Below are 17,468 nucleotides of genomic sequence, written 5' to 3'. Positions count from 1 at the left end.
GCGTGGAGAAAAGTTTCGGACGCATCACAGGGAAGGCGAAGAGACCGCAACCAGGATATCCACAGCCCCTCTCGGCAGAGGGGCTGTGGATGGATGAGCGCGCCGCAACGGAGCACCGCGGACCAGGCAGCAGCGCCCGCCCCTGGAAGGGCGTCGAACCCGCCGTCGGGCTGTCGCCCCACTACTTGTTGAGTGTCACCCGGGCATAGCGCTTCTTGCCGGCCTGGATGACATAGCACTTGCCGGTCTCGAGCATATGGTCGCGCTCGACCACCTCGCCATCCACCTTGACCCGCCCGTTGCCGAGCATGTCCTTGGCCTGGGCACTATTGAGGGCCAGCCCCGAGCGATTGAGCACAGCGGCGATGGGCGCCTGGGCGGCCCCCTCGAAGTCGACCTCGAGCTCGGGCAGATCCTCCGGCAGTTCACCCTCGGCAAGCCGGTTGCCCGCGGACCTGTGGGCATTCGCGGCGGCTTCCTCGCCGTGATAACGACCGATCAGTTCACGCGCCAGGATCATCTTGATGTCGCGGGGGTTGGCACCCTTCGCGGCATCGCGCTTGAGCGCCGCGATCTCCTCATTGGGCTTGAGCGAGAGCAGCTCGAAGTAACGCCACATCAGGCTGTCGGGCATGGAAACCAGCTTGTTGAACATGGCCCCCGGCGCCTCGTCGACGCCGACATAGTTGCCCAGCGACTTGGACATCTTCTGCACGCCGTCGAGACCTTCCAGCAGCGGCATGGTGATCACCACCTGGGGTTCCATGCCGAAGTGCTTCTGGATCTCGCGCCCCATCAGCAGGTTGAACTTCTGGTCGGTGCCGCCCAGTTCGATGTCGGCCTTCAGGGCCACCGAATCGTAGCCCTGCACCAGCGGGTAGAGAAACTCGTGGATGGAGATCGGCTGGCCGGACTTGTAGCGCTTGTCGAAGTCGTCCCGCTCGAGCATGCGCGCCACGGTGCTCTGGCCGGCCAGCTCGATCATGTCGGCGGCGCTCATGGAGGAGAACCACTCGGCATTGAAGCGCACCTCGGTCTTCTCGGGATCCAGGATCTTGAACACCTGATCCTTGTAGGTCTGGGCGTTGGCCTTGACCTCCTCTTCGGTGAGCGGCTTGCGCGTCACGTTCTTGCCGGTGGGATCGCCGATGCGGCCGGTAAAGTCGCCGATCAGGAAGATGACCTCGTGGCCCAGGTCCTGGAACTGGCGCATCTTGGTCAGCAGGACGCTGTGCCCCAGATGAAGATCGGGGGCCGTCGGATCGAAACCCGCCTTGATGCGCAGCTTGCGCCCGGACGCCAGCTTCCTGACCAGCTCCTCCTCCAGCAGGATCTCGTGGGTGCCGCGCTTCAGCAGCGCCAGGGCGCCAGCAACATCGGTCATTGTCTCCTCTCCACTCAGCAGGCGGCCCGCGACCCCGCGGGCACTCGGTGTTCGAATGGTCGAGGATGTTAACATGTCCGGCCATCCACGGTTGAGCCCGCCCGGGAGTCCCCATGACCCTCTTCATCGGCCTGATGTCAGGCACCAGCCTCGACGGCATCGACGCCGCCCTGATCGAGATCCGGAAGGGCGGCGCACCACGCCTGGTCGCCACCCATGACACGCCGATGCCCGAGACGCTGCGCGACCGGCTGTGGCGGCTATGCCATGCCGACCGGGTGAGCTTCGCCGAACTGGCAGCCGCCGAGGATGCCTTCTGCCGCCTGCAGGCCGCTGCCGTCGAGGCACTGATCGCCTCGAGCGGAGCCGAGCGGACGGCCATCTCGGCCATCGGCAGCCATGGCCAGACCATCGAGCATGCCCCCCGGGGCCATGACGGAGGCCCCGCCTACACCCTGCAACTCGACAACCCGAGTCTCCTCGCCGAACTCACAGGCTGCACGGTGGTGGCCGATTTCCGCCGCCGCGACCTGGCCGCAGGGGGCCAGGCCGCGCCCCTGGCACCCGCCTTCCATGAGGCACTGTTCCGAGCCCCCGGCGAATGGCGCCTGGTACTCAACCTGGGGGGCTTCGCCAACCTGACGCTGCTGCCACCGACGGAGGACGAGCGGGCGCCGCTCGGCTTCGACACCGGCCCGGCCAATGCGCTGCTGGACGCATGGCATGCCCGCCACCGCGGCGGGCGCTTCGACGCCGGAGGGGAGTGGGCAGCGTCGGGTCGGGTGGACGACGCCCTGCTCGAGCGCCTGCTGGCGGAGCCGTTCTTCCACCAGCCGCCGCCGCGCAGCACCGGCCGCGAGCTCTTCCACCTGGCCTGGCTGGAGGCAAGGCTGACGGGGAAGGAGTCGCCGGAGGACGTGCAGGCCACACTGGCCGAGCTGACAGCGACGAGCGTTGCCCTTGGTATCGGGATCGCCAGGGAGAAGCTGGCGGCCCCCACTGCCGTCGCCCTGATTCCCTGCGGCGGTGGCGCTCACAACCCTGACCTGCTGGCGCGCCTGGCGCGCCAGCTCCCCGAGACACCGCTGGTCGCCAGCGCAGACTGGGGCTGGCCAGCCGACTGGCTGGAGGCCGGGGCCTTCGCCTGGCTGGCCTGGCGCAGGCTCGCGGGCCTGCCCGGCAACCTGCCCTCGGTCACCGGGGCCCCGAGCCACCGCGTGCTGGGCGGCATCTTCGCCCCCTGACCGACGTCCGCTAGAAGTCGTCCTCGCCGCGCAGCGTCAGGTGCGAGGCCGCCTCCTTGGCCTGGGAGAGCCCCTCGCTGCGTTCGTCGCCATACTTGATCATCATGCGCAGATCGTTGGCCGAGTCGGCATGCACCAGCGCCACCTCCTCGGTGATCTTTCCCGCCTTGAAGAGGTCATAGAGCGCCTGGTCGAAGGTCTGCATGCCCAGATCCCGCGAACGCGACATGACGTTCTTGATCTCGCTGACCGCTCCCTTGCGCACCAGGTCGCCGATCAGCGGCGACTTGAGCATTATCTCGATGGCCGGGCACCGGCCACCGTCCACCGTCGGCAGCAGCTGCTGCGCCACGATGGCGTGCAGGTTGAGCGACAGGTCGAGCCAGATCTGCTCATGCCGTTCGTGGGGGAAGAAGTGGATGATGCGATCCAGTGCCTGGTTGGCGTTGTTGGCGTGCAGCGTGGCGAGGCAGAGGTGGCCGGTCTCGGCAAAGGTCAGCGCATGCTCCATGGTCTCCCGGGTCCGGACCTCACCGATCAGGATCACGTCCGGCGCCTGGCGCAGGGTATTCTTCAGTGCCACCTCGAAGGATTCGGTGTCGATCCCCACCTCACGCTGGTTGATGATCGCCTTCTTGTGCGGATGCACGTACTCGATGGGGTCCTCGACGCTGATGATGTGCCCGCCCAGGGTCTCGTTGCGCTGCTGGATCATCGACGCCAGGGTGGTCGACTTGCCGGTACCGGTACCGCCGACCACGAACACCAGGCCGCGCTTGATGTTGGCCAGCTCGCCCAGTACCGAAGGCAGCGACAGCTCCTCCAGATGGGGAATATCGAAGGCGATGCGGCGAACCACCATGGCCAGCTGGTTGCGCTGCTGGAAGGCACTGACACGGAAACGTCCACGCCCCTTGAGACTCAGGGCGAAGTTGGCTTCACGCTCGGTCTGGAAACGCTCGCGCAGCCCCTCGGGTACCGAGGCATTGACCAGCTCGTTGACCTGCTCGACGCTCAGCGCCTGATCCCCCAGGGGCGTGAGCTGGCCCGCCATCTTCAAGGTCGGCGGGGCATTCACCGAGATCAGCAGATCCGACGCCTCCTTCTGCGCCATGATGTCCAGTAGCTGGTGGAGCCACTCCAATGCTGTCATGTCCCTGCTCCTATCGTGTCTCGTGCTCAGCTCGACAGCACGCTCTTGGCCTTGGTCTGGGCCTCGTCGCGAGCCACCACATTGTCGGCCACCAGCCTGGCCAGCGAGGCATCCAGGGTCTGCATGCCCAGGTTGCCGCCGGTCTGGATGGCGGAGTAGATCTGCGCGACCTTGTCCTCCCGGATCAGGTTGCGCACCGCCGCCGTGGCGATGAGGATCTCGTGGGCGGCCACCCGGCCACCCCCCTGGCGCTTGAGCAGGGCCTGGGAGATCACCGCCTGGAGCGACTCGGAGAGCATCGAGCGCACCATGGACTTCTCGTCGCCGGGAAAGACATCGATGATGCGGTCGATGGTCTTGGCCGCCGAGGTGGTGTGCAGGGTGCCGAAGACCAGGTGACCGGTCTCCGCCGCGGTCAACGCCAGGCGGATGGTCTCCAGGTCACGCATCTCGCCGACCAGGATGATGTCCGGGTCCTCGCGCAGGGCGCTGCGCAGGGCCGGGGCGAAGCCATGGGTGTCACGGTGCACCTCACGCTGGTTGACCAGGCAGCGCTTGCTGCGATGGACGAATTCCACCGGATCCTCGATGGTCAGGATATGCTCGTAACGATTGTCGTTGATATAGTCGATCATCGCGGCGAGCGTGGTGCTCTTGCCCGAGCCGGTCGGGCCGGTCACCAGCACCAGGCCGCGGGGCAGCATGGACAGGCGGCGGAAGACGTCGCCCATCCCCAGATCCTCCAGGGTGAGCACGTCGGAGGGAATGGTACGGAATACCGCGCCGGCCCCGCGGGCCTGGTTGAAGACGTTGACACGGAAGCGCGAGACGCCCGGGACCTCGAACGAGAAGTCGGTTTCGAAGAACTCCTCGTAGTCTCGGCGCTGCCGATCCGCCATGATGTCGTAGATCAGCTTGCGGACCTCGCGATCCTCCATGGCCGGCACATTGAGCCGGCGGATGTCGCCGTCGACGCGTATCATCGGCGGCAAGCCTGCCGACAGATGGAGGTCTGAAGCGTTCTGCTTTGCCGAGAACGCCAGCAGTTCGGTAATATCCATGCGTTTCCCCTGCTCCCGGGATAAGGTTCCCTTCAGTTATGACCAGTATGACAGACCTTTCGTGATGAAGGATTTGGTACTTTCCGAGTCGCTTGCCACCGCCCGCACCCGCCTCGCCGAGGCGCTGCGTGCTGCCGGGCGGCCGGCGACGGATGCCCGCCTGCTCGCCGTGAGCAAGACCAAGCCGGCGGCGATGATCCGCGAGGCCTGGCATCTCGGCCAGCGTGACTTCGGCGAGAACTATGTCCAGGAAGCCCTCGACAAGCAGGCCGAACTCGCGGACCTCCACGACATCGTCTGGCATTTCATCGGCCCTTTGCAATCCAACAAGACGCGAGCCGTGGCCGAACACTTTGCCTGGGTGCACAGCGTAGACCGGGACAGGATCGCTCGGCGTCTGAACGATCAACGCCCCGAGGGACTCGAGCCGCTCAATGTCTGCCTGCAGGTCAACATCAGCGGGGAGCCCAGCAAGTCCGGTGTCACCCTCGACGAGCTCCCGGCCCTGGCCGAGTCGGTGCTGGCGATGCCGGCCCTGCGCCTTCGCGGGCTGATGGCGATCCCCGCCCCTGCCGAGGAGATCGAGGCCCAGCGCGAGCCCTTCGCCAGGCTGCGCCGGGCACTGGAAGCGCTGCGGGTCCGCTTCCCCGAAGCGCCACTGGATACCCTGTCGATGGGCATGACCGCCGACCTCGAGGCCGCCGTACTGGAAGGCGCCACCCTGGTGCGGCTCGGCACCGCCATCTTCGGCGAGCGGACAGCACGACAGTAACGACAACACCGATGCCGGCAGCGCCAGCCGGCCGAACATTCGTCGACCGACACAGGACACAACGCATGGCCAGCAGAATCACCTTCATCGGCGCCGGCAACATGGCCAGCGCCATCATCGGCGGCATGATCGATAACGGCTTCCCGCCTGCCGCCATCACTGCCACCTCGCCGAGTGATGCCTTCCTGGCCCCGGTGCACGAACGCTACGGCATCCACACCAGCACGGACAACGCCGCCGCCGTCAGCCAGGCCGACGTGGTCGTGCTGGCCGTGAAGCCCCAGGTGATGCGTGAAGTCTGCGAGGGCTTGCGTGACGTGGTACAGCGCCGCCGTCCGCTGGTCATCTCGGTGGCCGCCGGCCTCGATGCCGAGTCGCTCGAGCGCTGGCTGGGCGGCGACCTGGCGGTGGTACGCTGCATGCCCAACACGCCCTCGCTGGTCGGTGCCGGTGCCGCCGGGCTCTTCGCCAACGACAGGGTCAGCAAGGAGCAGCGCCGGGTTGCCACCGAGCTGCTGGAGGCAGTGGGTCTGGTCGAGTGGGTCGAGGAGGAGGCCCTGCTGGATGCCGTGACCGCCGTCTCGGGCAGTGGTCCGGCCTATTTCTTCCTGATGCTCGAGGCCATGGAGGAGGCCGGCGTATCGCTCGGGCTGCCCGCCGAGACCGCCCGCCGCCTGGCGATGCAGACGGCGCTGGGGGCAGCGAAGATGGCCCAGCAGAGCGACAAGACCCCGGCCGAGCTCAAGCGCAACGTGATGTCCCCCGGCGGCACCACCGAACGCGCCATCGAGCACCTGGAGGGCGCGAACCTGCGCCGCATCATGCGTGAAGCACTGGACGCCTGCGCCTCCCGTGCCCGCGAGATGTCCGACGAGCTCGGCGAGCGTTAACCCGGCAAGCTTTCACGAACAAGGAGGAGCCCTGATGGGCAGTCAACTGGGAAGTGCCGGCCTGCTGCTGGTCAACACCCTCATCAACATCTACCTGTTCCTGCTGATGCTGCGCTTCCTGCTGCAGGCATCCAGGGCCGACTACTACAACCCCATCAGCCAGTCGGTGGTCAAGATCACCCAGCCGGTGGTCCGCCCCTTCCAGGGTTTCCTGGGGCCGGTGATGAACCGCTTCGACCTGGCGACCCTGGCGGCCGGCTTCGTGATCAAGGCGGTGAGCATCATCGTCATCCTCCAGGTGGCCGGCTTCGGCATGCCGCCGCTGGCCGGCGTGGCCATCGGGTCGGTCGCGGCACTGGCCAACGCCATCCTCAAGATCTACTTCTTCGCGCTGATCGTGATGATCATCCTCAGCTGGGTAGCGCCCAACGCCAGCCACCCCGGCGCGCTGCTGGTGATGCAGCTGGTCGAGCCGATCATGGCGCCGTTGCGCAAGGTGATCCCGCCGCTGGGCATGATCGACCTCTCGCCCATCGTGGCCTTCATCGCCATCAGCATCATCGATGGTATCGTGGTGGGCTCCCTGACCCGAGCCGCCGGCATCTCCGGCGCCCTGGTCGGCCTCTGAGCCAGCCCCACACAAGAACAGGCTCCACGACAACGACTGGACACCGAACGACTGATGCCCGAGCTTCCCCGCGACTCGGTCGGCCTGGTGACGCCACAGACGGCGCACTTCGACGACCCCCTGGCCCTGGCCTGCGGCAAGACGCTGCCGGCCTACGACCTCGTCTACGAGACCTATGGCACGCTCAACGCCGCACGTTCCAATGCGGTGCTGATCTGTCACGCCCTCTCCGGGCACCACCATGCCGCAGGCTTCCATGACCTCGACGAGCGCAAGCCAGGGTGGTGGGACACCCATATCGGACCCGGCAAGTCCATCGACACCGAGCGTTTCTTCGTGGTCTCGCTGAACAACCTGGGCGGCTGCCACGGCAGCACCGGCCCCAACAGCGTGAACCCCGAGACCGGGCGCCAGTGGGGGCCGGACTTCCCCATGATGACCGTGGGCGACTGGGTGCACAGCCAGGCGCGGCTGGCCGATCGGCTCGGCATCGAGCGCTTCGCCGCCGTGATCGGCGGCAGCCTCGGCGGCATGCAGGTGGTCCAGTGGACCCTTTCCTACCCCGAGCGGGTGGGTAATGCCGCGGTCATCGCGGCCACGCCGAAGCTGTCGGCCCAGAACATCGCCTTCAACGAGGTGGCGCGCCAGGCGATCCGCTCCGACCCCGACTTCCATGACGGCTGGTACGCCGAGCACGGCAAGGTACCCCGACGCGGCCTCAAGCTGGCCCGCATGGTGGGACACATCACCTACCTGTCGGAAGACGCCATGGGCAGCAAGTTCGGACGCGACCTGCGCACGGACGACATCAACTTCGGCTACGACGTGGAGTTCCAGGTGGAGTCCTACCTGCGCTATCAGGGCGACACCTTCTCCACCTCCTTCGATGCCAACACCTACCTGCTGATGACCAAGGCACTGGACTACTTCGACCCGGCCGCGGTCCACGGCGGCGACCTTGCCCGGGCCCTGGCACCGGCGGCCTGCCCCTTTCTCGTGGTCAGCTTCACCACCGACTGGCGCTTCCCGCCGTCACGCTCCCGCGAGCTGGTCAACGCACTGATCAGGGCCGGCAAGCCGGTCAGCTATGCCAACATCGACTCGCCCCACGGCCACGACGCCTTCCTGATGCCCGAGCCCCGTTACCAGGCCGTGTTCGCCGCCTTCATGTCCCGAGTCGCCCGGGACCTCGGCCAGGAGGAGCGCCCATGATGCGCGCCGACTTCAAGCTGATCCATGACTGGGTGCCGGAAGGGTCCCACATCCTCGACCTGGCCTGCGGTGATGGCACCCTGCTGGCGGCACTGGCCCGGGACAAGAACGTCACCGGCTACGGCCTGGAGATCGATCCCGACGGCATCACCGCCTGCATCGGCAGGGGCGTCAACGTGATCGAGCAGAACCTCGACGAGGGGCTGGCCAACTTCGAGGACGACGCCTGCGACCTGGTGGTCATGACCCAGGCGCTGCAGGCCCTGCGCCGCCCCGACCGCATGCTCGACGAGATGCTGCGCGTCGCCGGCGAGGCGATCATCACCTTTCCCAACTTCGCCTACTGGCGGCACCGCGCCTATCTCGGCTTCAAGGGCTACATGCCGGTCTCCAAGTCGCTGCCCCATGCCTGGTACGACACGCCCAACATCCACCTGTCGACCTTCAACGACTTTGAACAACTCTGCCGCGACAAGGGTCTGATCATCGTCGACCGGGCGGTGGGCATCGGCGACCACGAGGGCCACTGGACCTCGCGCTGGTGGCCCAACCTCTTCGGCGAGATCGCCATCTTCCGGGTTAGCCGCCGGGACGACTGACCCGGCAGGCAAGGCCCTGCAAGCCGCAGCGCAAGACGGGGAGACACACCATGATCAGACACTTCCTGACCGGCCTGGCCCTGGGCGGCATGCTGCTGCTGGCCCTGCCTCTGCAGGCCCAGCAATTCGAACAGGTCGGCAATTTCCAGATCCACTACAGTGCGGTGAACACCAGCTTCCTGCCCCGGGACGTGGCCGACGAGCACCGCATCCAGCGCAGCCAGGTCATGGCGCTGCTCAATGTCAGCGTGGTCGAGGAGCTCGAGGACGGCACGACTCGGGTCGTGCCGGCCACCGTCAACGGCCGTGTCGCCGAGCTGGGGGGCACGGACGGCGAACCCCTCGCCTTCCGTACCCTGCGCAGCGGGGACAGCGTGTCGCAGATCGCGGTCTTCCGCATCCACGACGACGCCCCCATGCGCTTCGACCTCGAGGTGCGCTACGACCGCAATCGGGAGCCGGCGGCTGTCAGCTTCATCCAGCGCTTCTACATCGACAGGTAACCCTTCGAATGAGTGGTCCCATGCCGGCGAATCCGGCCCCCCTGGAGCTGGCGTTGGACGCGTGCCGTGATCAGGACTCCGCCGGCTTTCACCGGCTGCGACAGGACATCGCTCCCTCGATGCTGGCCACCGCCGACTCCTTTCTGGATGACGCCCGCCAGTCCGAGGATGTGGTGCACGACACCCTCCTGCTGGCCTGGCTCAATGCCAGGCGCTTCCGCTCCGATGGCACGCCCCCCGGCCCCTGGCTCTTCGCCATCCTCGGCAGCCGGCTGCACAACCAGCTCGAGGCCCTGGGCAAGGGCCAGCCCACGGCCGCACGGCAGGTGCCGGCCAGGCTGCAGGGCCAGGCACTCTGGTCCCGCTCCCGCGAGCTGGAGCCGCGCCCCCCCGGGCCGTCACTGGACGGCCGCCTGACCGAGTCGCTGTCGGCACAGCTGGCGGCCCCCCGGTTACCGAGGACCCCCACCGGGGAACGGGTACACCCTCCCCTCTACGATGTCCGGTTACGCCGGAAGATGCTGACCTCCCGGCTCGCCTATCGGACCAAGATGTCCTTTCAACATGGCCTGGGACGCCCCCTGGAAGAGTGGCTGTTCCGTCGCTGGCTCGCCCAGCGTGCCGGCAGCCGCTGGCTGGAGGCCCAGGGGTTGCCGCGGCGCAGTATCGAGGCCGCCCTGGGGGAGCGCCTGGATCTCGCGGTGAATCCCGGGCAACTGGTTCGCTGCCTCAGCTATCCGGCCGCCTTCCCCGACCGCGTGGAACGCCGCAAGGCCTCGAACCTGTTCCTGTGGTCCGGGGACTGGGACCTGCCCTGCCAGTACCTGGCCGACAGCGGCCGCACTCGCTTCATTCGGGACCTCTGGTCCCATCGGCTCGACCCGAGCCGCAGCGAGACCTGCCGGCAGCTCGAACAGCAGCTGGAACAGGAGCGTCCATTGCGCTCCCATCACAAGGGAATGCTGCTGGACAGCCGCGAGCGCATCCTCGAGTACCTGCGGCTCTACCTGCTGTACATGGAGAACATGGCCTGTTTCGGTTTCGACAGGCACGAGGGCAAGGACAGACTGGGGGTGACGATCGACCGCCACGGCGGGATCATCAAGACCAACAAGGGCCTGCATCGGCTCGCGATGGCGCAGGTACTGGGCCTCTCGGAGGTCACGGTAAGGGTCCGCAGCGTCCACCGTCAATGGTGGGAACGACACGCCGGCGACGCCAGGGGGCGCGACGCCCTGGAGCGCATTGCCCGGGCCCTGCCGGAGTGTGTCCCGGCCTGAACGGATGACACGCACGAGGCTGGCCGCCCCCCGCGGGTCGACCCCGCTTCAGTCGATGCCCAGGGCGACTCCCACCCGGCGCTCGAGTGACACCGGAAGCTGACGGTCCAGGTGGATCGCCACCGGCACGCCTGCGCGGCGAGTGACCTTGCAGCCGCAGGCCAGCACCTCCACCCCCCGGGCGGCCACCTCGCGCAGCGTCGCCGCATAGGCCGGATCCAGATGGTCCGCCGGGGCCACGTCGGGGATTCCCTCGTGGGCCACGCAGAACAGCAGCACGGCACGCTGCCCCCGTGCGACCAGCCCGGCCAGCACCTCGAGGTGCCTGCGCCCCCGCTCGCTCACCGCATCGGGGAAATAGCCGTGGCCGTCGTGTTCCTTCAGGGTCACCTGCTTGACCTCCACGAAGGCGGTACCGCGCTCGGGGTCGTCCAGGCGGAAGTCCAGCCGCGCCGAGAGCTGACACTCCAGCACCACCCTTGCCTCGCGCTTCAGGTCGGCGTAGCCGGCGAGCCCGGGCACCCGCCCCTCGCGCAGGGCCTCCTCGACGATGCGGTTGGTCCGCCCGGTATGCACCGAGGCGGTCGCCATGGTGCCGTCGGACTGGGGCAGCTCGATCAGCTCCCAGGTCCAGGCCAGCTTGCGCGCCGGGTTGTCGCTGGGCGAGAGCCAGACACGACAACCCGGCACGTTCACCGCTCGCATGGACCCGGTGTTGGGGCAGTGCGCCACCACCTCGCGACCGTCGTCGAGGCGCACGTCGGCGAGAAAGCGCTTGTAGCGGCGCAGCAGGGTTCCGCCCACCAGCTCGGGATAGTCCATGCCGTCTAGCGCCTTGCCAGGAAGCGTTCGAGCCGGCCCACCGCCTCCTCCAGGCGCTCGATGCTGGTGGTGAAGGCGATGCGCACGTGATGCTCACCGCCCGAGAGGGCGAAATCGATACCCGGGGTGATGGCGACGTTCTCCTCCTCGAGCAGGCGCTGGCAGAAGGCCTGGCTGTCGTGGCTGTAGCGGGAGATGTCGAGCCACAGGTAGAAGGCCCCCTGGGGGGGGAGCGAGGGCGCCAGCCCCAACCGGGCCAGGCCGGCGAGCAGGGCATCGCGGCGGCGCCCGAGCTCGCGGCGGCGCGCCTCGAGGATCTCGCGGCACTCGGGCGTGAAGGCCGCCAGTGCCGCATGCTGGGCGGGAGTGGGCGCCGCCAGGAAGACGTTCTGCGCCAGCCGGGTCAACGGCTCCGCCGCCGCCTCCGGCGCCAGCAGCCAGCCCAGGCGCCAGCCGGTCATGCCGAAGTACTTGGAGAAGCTGTTGACCACGAAGGCATCCGGGGTGATGGATGCCGCCGACAGCGGCGCCAGGTCGTAGCAGAGCCCCTGGTAGATCTCGTCCACCAGCAGGTGGCCGCCGCGGGCCGCTACCGTCTCGGCCACGGCCGCGAGCCGTCCGGCATCGAGCATGTGGCCGGTGGGGTTCGAGGGCGTGGCCAGCATCGCCAGCCGCGTCTCGTCGCGCCAGTGCCGGGCGACCAGGTCCGCGTCCAGCTGCCAGCCGCTCTCGTCGCCCACCGGCACCACGTCCACCTCGGCACCGGCCAGGGCCATGAAGTGGCGGTTGCAGGGGTAGTTGGGATCTGCCATCAGTACCCTGTCACCGGGCTCGACCAGCAGCTGGCTGGCCAGCAGCAGCGCCCCCGAGGCCCCGGGGGTGACCAGGATGCGCCCGGGGTCGACCTCGGCGCCGAAGTGCTCGGCGTAGTGACCGGCGATGGCCTCGCGCAAGGCCGGCAACCCCGCCGCCGGCGTATAACGGGTGTGCCCCGCCGCCAGCGCGGCCTGGCCGGCGTCGACCACCGGCCCGGGGGTGGGGAAGTCGGGCTCGCCCACCTCCAGGTGAATGACGTCGTGCCCGGCCGCCTCCCGGGCCTGGGCGGTCTCCAGCAGGCTCATCACCCGGAAGGGGGCGACCCGCTCGACACGCGAACTCCACGGCATGACTGACTCCTGTACGGATGATCGACCACGACGGGACTCTTTCCCCGCCTTGCGGTCCAACGGGCATATTGTACCGACTTTCGTTGCAACCGCGGAGATCGAGGGAGCCGGGGAGTTGCAAAGCCCGCGTTTTTCCGCTAAACAAGCATCCTTTTGGCGTGAGATACCTTGCACCATGGCGGGTATTGATCAGCAGTCACCACAGTAACGAGGCAATCCCATGCCAGTAGCTGAAAAGAAGACGGAAGCGCCCAAGAAATTCACCCCGTACGAGCCGGCGCCGGGTGAAGAGTACATGAACGAACAGCAGCTGGAGCACTTCCGACAGATCCTGCTGGGCTGGAAACAGGAGTTGATGGAGGAGGTGGACCGCACGGTGCGCCACCTGCAGGAAGAGGCCAACAACTACGCCGACCCTGCCGATCGCGCCACCCAGGAAGAGGGCTTCAGCCTGGAGCTGCGCACCCGCGATCGCGAGCGCAAGCTGCTCAAGAAGATCAACGAGACCCTCGAGAAGATCGACGAGGACGACTACGGCTTCTGCGAGGCCTGCGGCGTCGAGATCGGCATCCGCCGCCTCGAGGCGCGCCCTACCGCCACCCTCTGCGTCGACTGCAAGACGCTGGCCGAGCTCAAGGAAAAGCAGCTGGGTGGCTGATCCGGCCATGCCGACTCCCTTGCAACAGCGTCGTGACGGGCACCCAGGGGTGCCCGTTTGCATGTCTGACGCCCGTCGGCGGAGTCGACCATGAGTCACTACCGCGGTCGCTTTGCTCCGACCCCCTCGGGGCCGCTGCACTTCGGCTCGCTGGTGGCGGCGCTGGCAAGCTTTCTCGATGCCCGCCATGCCGGAGGGGAATGGCTGCTGCGCATCGAGGACATCGACCCGCCGCGCTGCCCAGCGGGCGCCGCCGAGACCATCCTGCGCCAGCTGGAGGCCTGCGGCCTGCACTGGGACGGCCCGGTCCGCTGGCAACACGACCGCGACGAGGCCTATGCCGCCGCGCTGGCACGACTCGAGTCGCTGGGCCTGGCCTACCCGTGCAGCTGCTCACGCAAGCAGTGGCGTGACTTCCCGATCTACCCCGGCTGGTGTCGCGAGGGCGTTCGAGAACCCGGCAAGCCGGTGGCCTGGCGACTGCGCAGTGACCTCGGCCTGCGCCCCGTGGTCTGGCAGGATCGACTGTTCGGCGAACAGCGCTTCGACCCGGCCGAGCTGGGCGATGTGGTACTCAAGCGCAAGGATGGCCTCTGGGCCTACCAGCTGGCGGTGGTGGTGGACGATGCCGACCAGGGCATCACCGACGTGGTGCGCGGCCACGACCTGCTCGACAACACGCCCTGGCAGCGCCAGCTGCAGCACGCCCTGGGGCTGCCCGAGCCGCGCTACCTGCACCTCCCACTGATCATGAGCGGCGATGGCCAGAAGCTCTCCAAGCAGAACCTGGCCCCGCCACTGCCGCTGGAGGATGCCGCGGTTCGCCCCCTGCTGCACCGGGCACTGGTGGCAATGGACCAGGCCCCTCCCGCCGAGCTGGCCACGGCCCCGGTGGCCGACCAGCTCGCCCGGGCCATCACGACCTGGGATGTCGGCCGCATCCACGCCCACCCCGAGCGTACGGCCACCGCCACTGGCCACTGAGAGGAGCGCACCATGTACGTCTACCGCATCATGCTCTTCCTCGTGTTCGGCGGCTACCTGCTCTCGCCACTGCTGATGAGCGGCTGGGCCAGTCCCGGCGTGGCCTGGTATCGCCCCTTTCTCATCTGGGGGGTACTGATCGCCCTGACGCTGTGGCTGGAACAGAAGAGGAAGCTCGATGAACGCTAGTCTCACCGGCCTCCTGGCGCTGGGTACCGGGTACCTGCTGCTGCTGTTCCTCTGCGCCCTGGCGGTGGAGCGCGGCTGGATACCGGTACGCATCGCCCGTCACCCCGCGATCTATACCCTGGCGCTGGGCGTCTATGCCAGTGCATGGGCGATCTACGGCAGCCTGGAACTGGCCAGCAGCGCCGGCTTCGGTTACCTGGCCTACTACCTCGGCGTGGCCGGTGCCTTCCTGCTGGCTCCGGTGCTGCTGGTGCCGATCCAGCGACTCAGCCACACCTATCAGCTCTCCTCGCTCGCCGACCTGTTCGCCTTCCGCTTCCGTTCACGCTGGGTCGGCACCCTGGTCACCCTGGTCAGCCTGCTGGCGGTGATGCCGCTGCTGGCGCTGCAGGTGCAGACCATGGGCGATGCCATCTTCCTGATGACCGGCGCCGCCTCGCCGTCGCTGCTGGCACTGGCCTTCTGCGTGCTGATCGCGCTGTTCACCATCCTCTTCGGCGCCCGCCACACCCGGCTGCATGCCCGCCACGACACCCTGCTCGTCACCATCGCCCTGGAGTCGGCGGTCAAGCTGGTCGCCATGCTCGCGCTGGGGGCCTTCGCGCTGTTCGCCATCTTCGACGGCCCCGCCGATCTCCAGGCCTGGCTCGACGGCCCCGGGCGTGCGGCCCAGGCCGGGGTCGAGCACCTCGACCCGGCCCAGTGGCGCACCCTGCTGCTGCTGTTCTTCGCCGCGGCCTTCCTGATGCCGCACATGTTCCATATCACCTTCGCCGAGACCCTCTCACGACGCACCCTGCTCCAGGCCGCCTGGAGCCTGCCGCTCTTCCTGCTGCTCATGGCGCTGCCGGTGCCGCTGATCCTGTGGGGCGCCCAGCGCCTCGGGGCCGAGGCCACCGGGATCGGCGCGGCCTACCTCGCCTTCGCCTTGTCGGACGCCTGGTGGGTCGGGGCGCTGGCCTTCATCGCCGGCCTCGCGGCGGCCAGCGGCACCATGATCATCATCTCCCTGGCGCTGTCGGGGATGATCCTCAACCACCTGGTGCTGGTGGCTCACCCGCCGGTCGACCAGCCCGATCTCTACCGCTGGCTGCGCTGGTTGCGACGCGCCCTGATCGGCGCGGTGATCTTCGGCGGCTGGCTCTTCTACCGCACCGTGGGGGTGAATCACGACCTCACCACCCTGGGCCTCGCCGCCTTCATCGGCATGGCCCAGTGCCTGCCGGGCATGCTGGCGCTGCTCTACTGGCCCGGCGCCAATCGCAAGGGGATGGTGACGGGCCTCGTCGTCGGGACCCTGATCTGGCTGGCCGGCCTGTGGCCACCGCTGCTCACCGACCTGCCCGCCCTGGTGGTGCTGCCACCGGGGCTCGAGGTGATCGCCAGCGAGCCCGATTGGTACATCGTGACCCTGGTGTCGCTGGCCTCCAACATCCTCACCCTGATCCTGGTCTCCCTGATGACTCGCACCTCGCCGGGGGAGCGCGCCGCTGCCGAGGCCTGCTCGGTGGATGCGGTCATCCGGCCCAAGCGCCTGCCCCTGGAAGCCGCCAACGGCGAGGAGTTCAAGCAGCACCTGGCCCGGGCGCTGGGTGACGACGTCGCCTCGCGAGAGGTCGACCGCGCCCTGGCCGCCCTGCACCTCTCGCCGCTGGAGAGCCGCCCCTATGCGTTGCGTCGCCTGCGGGACCGCATCCAGGCCAACCTCTCCGGCCTGATGGGCCCGTCGGTGGCCCAGGACATCGTCGACCGCTACCTGCCCTATCGCCAGGATGGCGGCGATGCCACCGAGGACATCCACTTCGTCGAGAGTCGCCTGGAGGCCTATCGCACGCGCCTGACCGGACTGGCCCGTGAACTCGACGGCCTGCGTCGCTACCACCGTCGTACCCTGGCCCGCCTTCCCGTCGGGCTCTGCGCCTTCGGCGACGACGGCGAGCTGCTGATGTGGAACGACGCCCTCTCCGCGCTCACCGGCATCCCCGGCGCGAGCGTGATCGGTGCCCGGCGCGATAGCCTGCCCGCGCCCTGGGGCGAACTGCTCGGGCGCATCCTCGCCGAACCCAGGAGCCACCTCTACAAGCAGCCGGTGGCGCTGGAGGGCGGGCTGCGTTACCTGACGCTGCACAAGGCCGACCTCGAGGACGGCGACGACGAGCGCGGCGGCAAGGTGATCCTGATCGAGGACCACAGCGAGATGAAGTGGCTGGAGGATGAGCTGGTGCATGCCGCGCGGCTGGCCTCGATCGGCCAGCTGGCCGCCGGGGTCGCCCACGAGATCGGCAACCCCATCACCGGCATCTCCTCGCTGGCCCAGAACCTGCGCTACGACACCGATGACCCCCAGCTGCTCGAGACCGCCGGGCAGATCCAGCAGCTCACCGACCGGGTCTCGCGCATCGTCTCCTCGCTCGTCGGCTTCGCCCACGGCGGCCGCCACGTGGCGGGCCAGTCCTTTGCTCCGGTATCGATGGCCGCCATCACCGACGAGGCACTGCACTTGATCCACCTGGCCCGCTCGGGGGAGGATGTGGACTACTGCAACCTCTGCGCTCCCGACCTGGAGGTCCCGGGCGACGCCCAGCGCCTGCTGCAGGTGATGATCAACCTGCTCGGCAACGCCCGCGACGCCAGCGAGCCGGGCGGCCGGGTGGTCGTCGACGCCGCGCCGGAAGGGGAATGGCTGCGAATCACCGTGACCGACGAGGGCCACGGTATCGATGCCAGCGTCCGCGATCACCTGTTCGAGCCGTTCACCACCACCAAACCGCCCGGCGAGGGCACCGGGCTCGGCCTGCCGCTGGTCTACAGCATCATCGCCGAGCATCATGGGCAGATCGATATCGACTCCCCGCCGCCCGGGCAGCCACACGGCACCCGCATCAGCCTCTGGCTGCCCCTCAACCGATAGGAGGGTGAAAGC

17 protein-coding genes are annotated in these 17,468 nt (G+C 68.1%); 12 read left to right on the top strand and 5 right to left on the bottom strand.

Annotation, left to right across the window (positions count from 1 at the left end):
- Window positions 1–181: 181 nt before the first annotated feature.
- Complete coding sequence (gene tyrS / locus ACOMD9_RS17380) at window positions 182–1,384, bottom strand: tyrosine--tRNA ligase (protein WP_421417242.1); 1,203 nt, start codon at window positions 1,382–1,384, stop codon at window positions 182–184.
- A 113-nt stretch (window positions 1,385–1,497) separates the two neighbouring features.
- On the opposite strand from tyrS, the gene ACOMD9_RS17375 reads away from it, so the two are divergent.
- Window positions 1,498–2,628: an anhydro-N-acetylmuramic acid kinase gene (locus ACOMD9_RS17375; RefSeq protein WP_421417241.1), complete on the top strand. Its 1,131-nt coding sequence runs from the start codon at window positions 1,498–1,500 to the stop codon at window positions 2,626–2,628.
- Window positions 2,629–2,638: 10 nt separating this feature from the next.
- Here ACOMD9_RS17375 and ACOMD9_RS17370 read toward each other — a convergent pair whose 3' ends face one another.
- Entirely contained in the window at window positions 2,639–3,781 is a 1,143-nt protein-coding gene (locus ACOMD9_RS17370) for a PilT/PilU family type 4a pilus ATPase (protein ID WP_421417240.1), read from the bottom strand.
- Between the two features lie 26 nt (window positions 3,782–3,807).
- Window positions 3,808–4,842: a type IV pilus twitching motility protein PilT gene (locus tag ACOMD9_RS17365; RefSeq protein WP_421417239.1), complete on the bottom strand. Its 1,035-nt coding sequence runs from the start codon at window positions 4,840–4,842 to the stop codon at window positions 3,808–3,810.
- A 64-nt stretch (window positions 4,843–4,906) separates the two neighbouring features.
- Here ACOMD9_RS17365 and ACOMD9_RS17360 point away from each other — a divergent pair, with 64 nt between their 5' ends.
- From ACOMD9_RS17360 to ACOMD9_RS17330, 7 genes are all read left to right on the top strand, one after another.
- A complete protein-coding gene (locus ACOMD9_RS17360; protein ID WP_421417245.1) occupies window positions 4,907–5,614 on the top strand; it encodes a YggS family pyridoxal phosphate-dependent enzyme in 708 nt (235 codons plus the stop codon).
- Between the two features lie 65 nt (window positions 5,615–5,679).
- Window positions 5,680–6,504: a pyrroline-5-carboxylate reductase gene (gene proC, locus ACOMD9_RS17355; protein ID WP_421417238.1), complete on the top strand. Its 825-nt coding sequence runs from the start codon at window positions 5,680–5,682 to the stop codon at window positions 6,502–6,504.
- Window positions 6,505–6,538: 34 nt separating this feature from the next.
- On the top strand, window positions 6,539–7,132 hold the full coding sequence (locus tag ACOMD9_RS17350; RefSeq protein WP_421417237.1) for a YggT family protein: 594 nt from the start codon (window positions 6,539–6,541) through the stop codon (window positions 7,130–7,132).
- Window positions 7,133–7,186: 54 nt separating this feature from the next.
- Window positions 7,187–8,344, top strand: a complete 1,158-nt coding sequence (gene metX / locus ACOMD9_RS17345) for a homoserine O-succinyltransferase MetX (protein ID WP_421417236.1) — start codon at window positions 7,187–7,189, stop codon at window positions 8,342–8,344.
- The gene (gene metW / locus ACOMD9_RS17340) at window positions 8,344–8,943 is read left to right on the top strand and encodes a methionine biosynthesis protein MetW (RefSeq protein ID WP_421417244.1); all 600 of its coding nucleotides are present in this window, start codon (window positions 8,344–8,346) and stop codon (window positions 8,941–8,943) included. Before metX ends, metW begins: the two co-directional genes overlap by 1 nt.
- A 50-nt stretch (window positions 8,944–8,993) precedes the next feature.
- Window positions 8,994–9,446 carry a DUF4426 domain-containing protein gene (locus ACOMD9_RS17335; RefSeq protein WP_421417235.1) on the top strand — a complete coding sequence of 151 codons (453 nt, stop codon included), beginning with the start codon at window positions 8,994–8,996 and terminating at the stop codon, window positions 9,444–9,446.
- 20 nt (window positions 9,447–9,466) lie between these two features.
- Entirely contained in the window at window positions 9,467–10,726 is a 1,260-nt protein-coding gene (locus ACOMD9_RS17330; RefSeq protein WP_421417234.1) for an RNA polymerase sigma factor, read from the top strand.
- A gap of 48 nt (window positions 10,727–10,774) precedes the next feature.
- Here ACOMD9_RS17330 and sfsA read toward each other — a convergent pair whose 3' ends face one another.
- Both sfsA and ACOMD9_RS17320 read right to left on the bottom strand, forming a co-directional pair.
- A complete protein-coding gene (gene sfsA, locus ACOMD9_RS17325; protein WP_421417233.1) occupies window positions 10,775–11,548 on the bottom strand; it encodes a DNA/RNA nuclease SfsA in 774 nt (257 codons plus the stop codon).
- A gap of 5 nt (window positions 11,549–11,553) precedes the next feature.
- The gene (locus tag ACOMD9_RS17320; RefSeq protein ID WP_421417232.1) at window positions 11,554–12,714 is read right to left on the bottom strand and encodes a pyridoxal phosphate-dependent aminotransferase; all 1,161 of its coding nucleotides are present in this window, start codon (window positions 12,712–12,714) and stop codon (window positions 11,554–11,556) included.
- A gap of 220 nt (window positions 12,715–12,934) precedes the next feature.
- On the opposite strand from ACOMD9_RS17320, the gene dksA reads away from it, so the two are divergent.
- The 4 genes from dksA (at window position 12,935) to ACOMD9_RS17300 (ending at window position 17,456) form a co-directional block, all read left to right on the top strand.
- Window positions 12,935–13,372, top strand: coding sequence for an RNA polymerase-binding protein DksA (gene dksA / locus ACOMD9_RS17315; protein WP_421417231.1), 438 nt, complete (start codon window positions 12,935–12,937; stop codon window positions 13,370–13,372).
- Between the two features lie 90 nt (window positions 13,373–13,462).
- Window positions 13,463–14,356: a tRNA glutamyl-Q(34) synthetase GluQRS gene (gene gluQRS / locus ACOMD9_RS17310; RefSeq protein WP_421417230.1), complete on the top strand. Its 894-nt coding sequence runs from the start codon at window positions 13,463–13,465 to the stop codon at window positions 14,354–14,356.
- A 12-nt stretch (window positions 14,357–14,368) separates the two neighbouring features.
- Window positions 14,369–14,545 carry a hypothetical protein gene (locus ACOMD9_RS17305; protein ID WP_421417229.1) on the top strand — a complete coding sequence of 59 codons (177 nt, stop codon included), beginning with the start codon at window positions 14,369–14,371 and terminating at the stop codon, window positions 14,543–14,545.
- Window positions 14,535–17,456 (top strand): ATP-binding protein, encoded by a 2,922-nt coding sequence (locus ACOMD9_RS17300; RefSeq protein WP_421417228.1) that lies wholly within the window; start codon window positions 14,535–14,537, stop codon window positions 17,454–17,456. The genes ACOMD9_RS17305 and ACOMD9_RS17300 overlap by 11 nt, the downstream gene beginning before the upstream one ends.
- The last annotated feature ends 12 nt before the right edge of the window (window positions 17,457–17,468 follow it).

The organism is Halomonas terrestris (assembly GCF_049166755.1).
GTDB lineage: Bacteria > Pseudomonadota > Gammaproteobacteria > Pseudomonadales > Halomonadaceae > Halomonas.
This window is presented reverse-complemented; position numbering and strand designations above follow the sequence as displayed.

What these genes read in the sequence shown, in the direction of transcription:
- tyrS (WP_421417242.1), bottom strand. Translation starts at nt 1,384, where the DNA reads ATGACCGATGTTGCTGGCGCCCTGGCGCTGCTGAAGCGCGGCACCCAC.
- ACOMD9_RS17375 (WP_421417241.1), top strand. Translation starts at nt 1,498, where the DNA reads ATGACCCTCTTCATCGGCCTGATGTCAGGCACCAGCCTCGACGGCATC.
- ACOMD9_RS17370 (WP_421417240.1), bottom strand. Translation starts at nt 3,781, where the DNA reads ATGACAGCATTGGAGTGGCTCCACCAGCTACTGGACATCATGGCGCAG.
- ACOMD9_RS17365 (WP_421417239.1), bottom strand. Translation starts at nt 4,842, where the DNA reads ATGGATATTACCGAACTGCTGGCGTTCTCGGCAAAGCAGAACGCTTCA.
- ACOMD9_RS17360 (WP_421417245.1), top strand. Translation starts at nt 4,907, where the DNA reads ATGAAGGATTTGGTACTTTCCGAGTCGCTTGCCACCGCCCGCACCCGC.
- proC (WP_421417238.1), top strand. Translation starts at nt 5,680, where the DNA reads ATGGCCAGCAGAATCACCTTCATCGGCGCCGGCAACATGGCCAGCGCC.
- ACOMD9_RS17350 (WP_421417237.1), top strand. Translation starts at nt 6,539, where the DNA reads ATGGGCAGTCAACTGGGAAGTGCCGGCCTGCTGCTGGTCAACACCCTC.
- metX (WP_421417236.1), top strand. Translation starts at nt 7,187, where the DNA reads ATGCCCGAGCTTCCCCGCGACTCGGTCGGCCTGGTGACGCCACAGACG.
- metW (WP_421417244.1), top strand. Translation starts at nt 8,344, where the DNA reads ATGCGCGCCGACTTCAAGCTGATCCATGACTGGGTGCCGGAAGGGTCC.
- ACOMD9_RS17335 (WP_421417235.1), top strand. Translation starts at nt 8,994, where the DNA reads ATGATCAGACACTTCCTGACCGGCCTGGCCCTGGGCGGCATGCTGCTG.
- ACOMD9_RS17330 (WP_421417234.1), top strand. Translation starts at nt 9,467, where the DNA reads ATGCCGGCGAATCCGGCCCCCCTGGAGCTGGCGTTGGACGCGTGCCGT.
- sfsA (WP_421417233.1), bottom strand. Translation starts at nt 11,548, where the DNA reads ATGGACTATCCCGAGCTGGTGGGCGGAACCCTGCTGCGCCGCTACAAG.
- ACOMD9_RS17320 (WP_421417232.1), bottom strand. Translation starts at nt 12,714, where the DNA reads ATGCCGTGGAGTTCGCGTGTCGAGCGGGTCGCCCCCTTCCGGGTGATG.
- dksA (WP_421417231.1), top strand. Translation starts at nt 12,935, where the DNA reads ATGCCAGTAGCTGAAAAGAAGACGGAAGCGCCCAAGAAATTCACCCCG.
- gluQRS (WP_421417230.1), top strand. Translation starts at nt 13,463, where the DNA reads ATGAGTCACTACCGCGGTCGCTTTGCTCCGACCCCCTCGGGGCCGCTG.
- ACOMD9_RS17305 (WP_421417229.1), top strand. Translation starts at nt 14,369, where the DNA reads ATGTACGTCTACCGCATCATGCTCTTCCTCGTGTTCGGCGGCTACCTG.
- ACOMD9_RS17300 (WP_421417228.1), top strand. Translation starts at nt 14,535, where the DNA reads ATGAACGCTAGTCTCACCGGCCTCCTGGCGCTGGGTACCGGGTACCTG.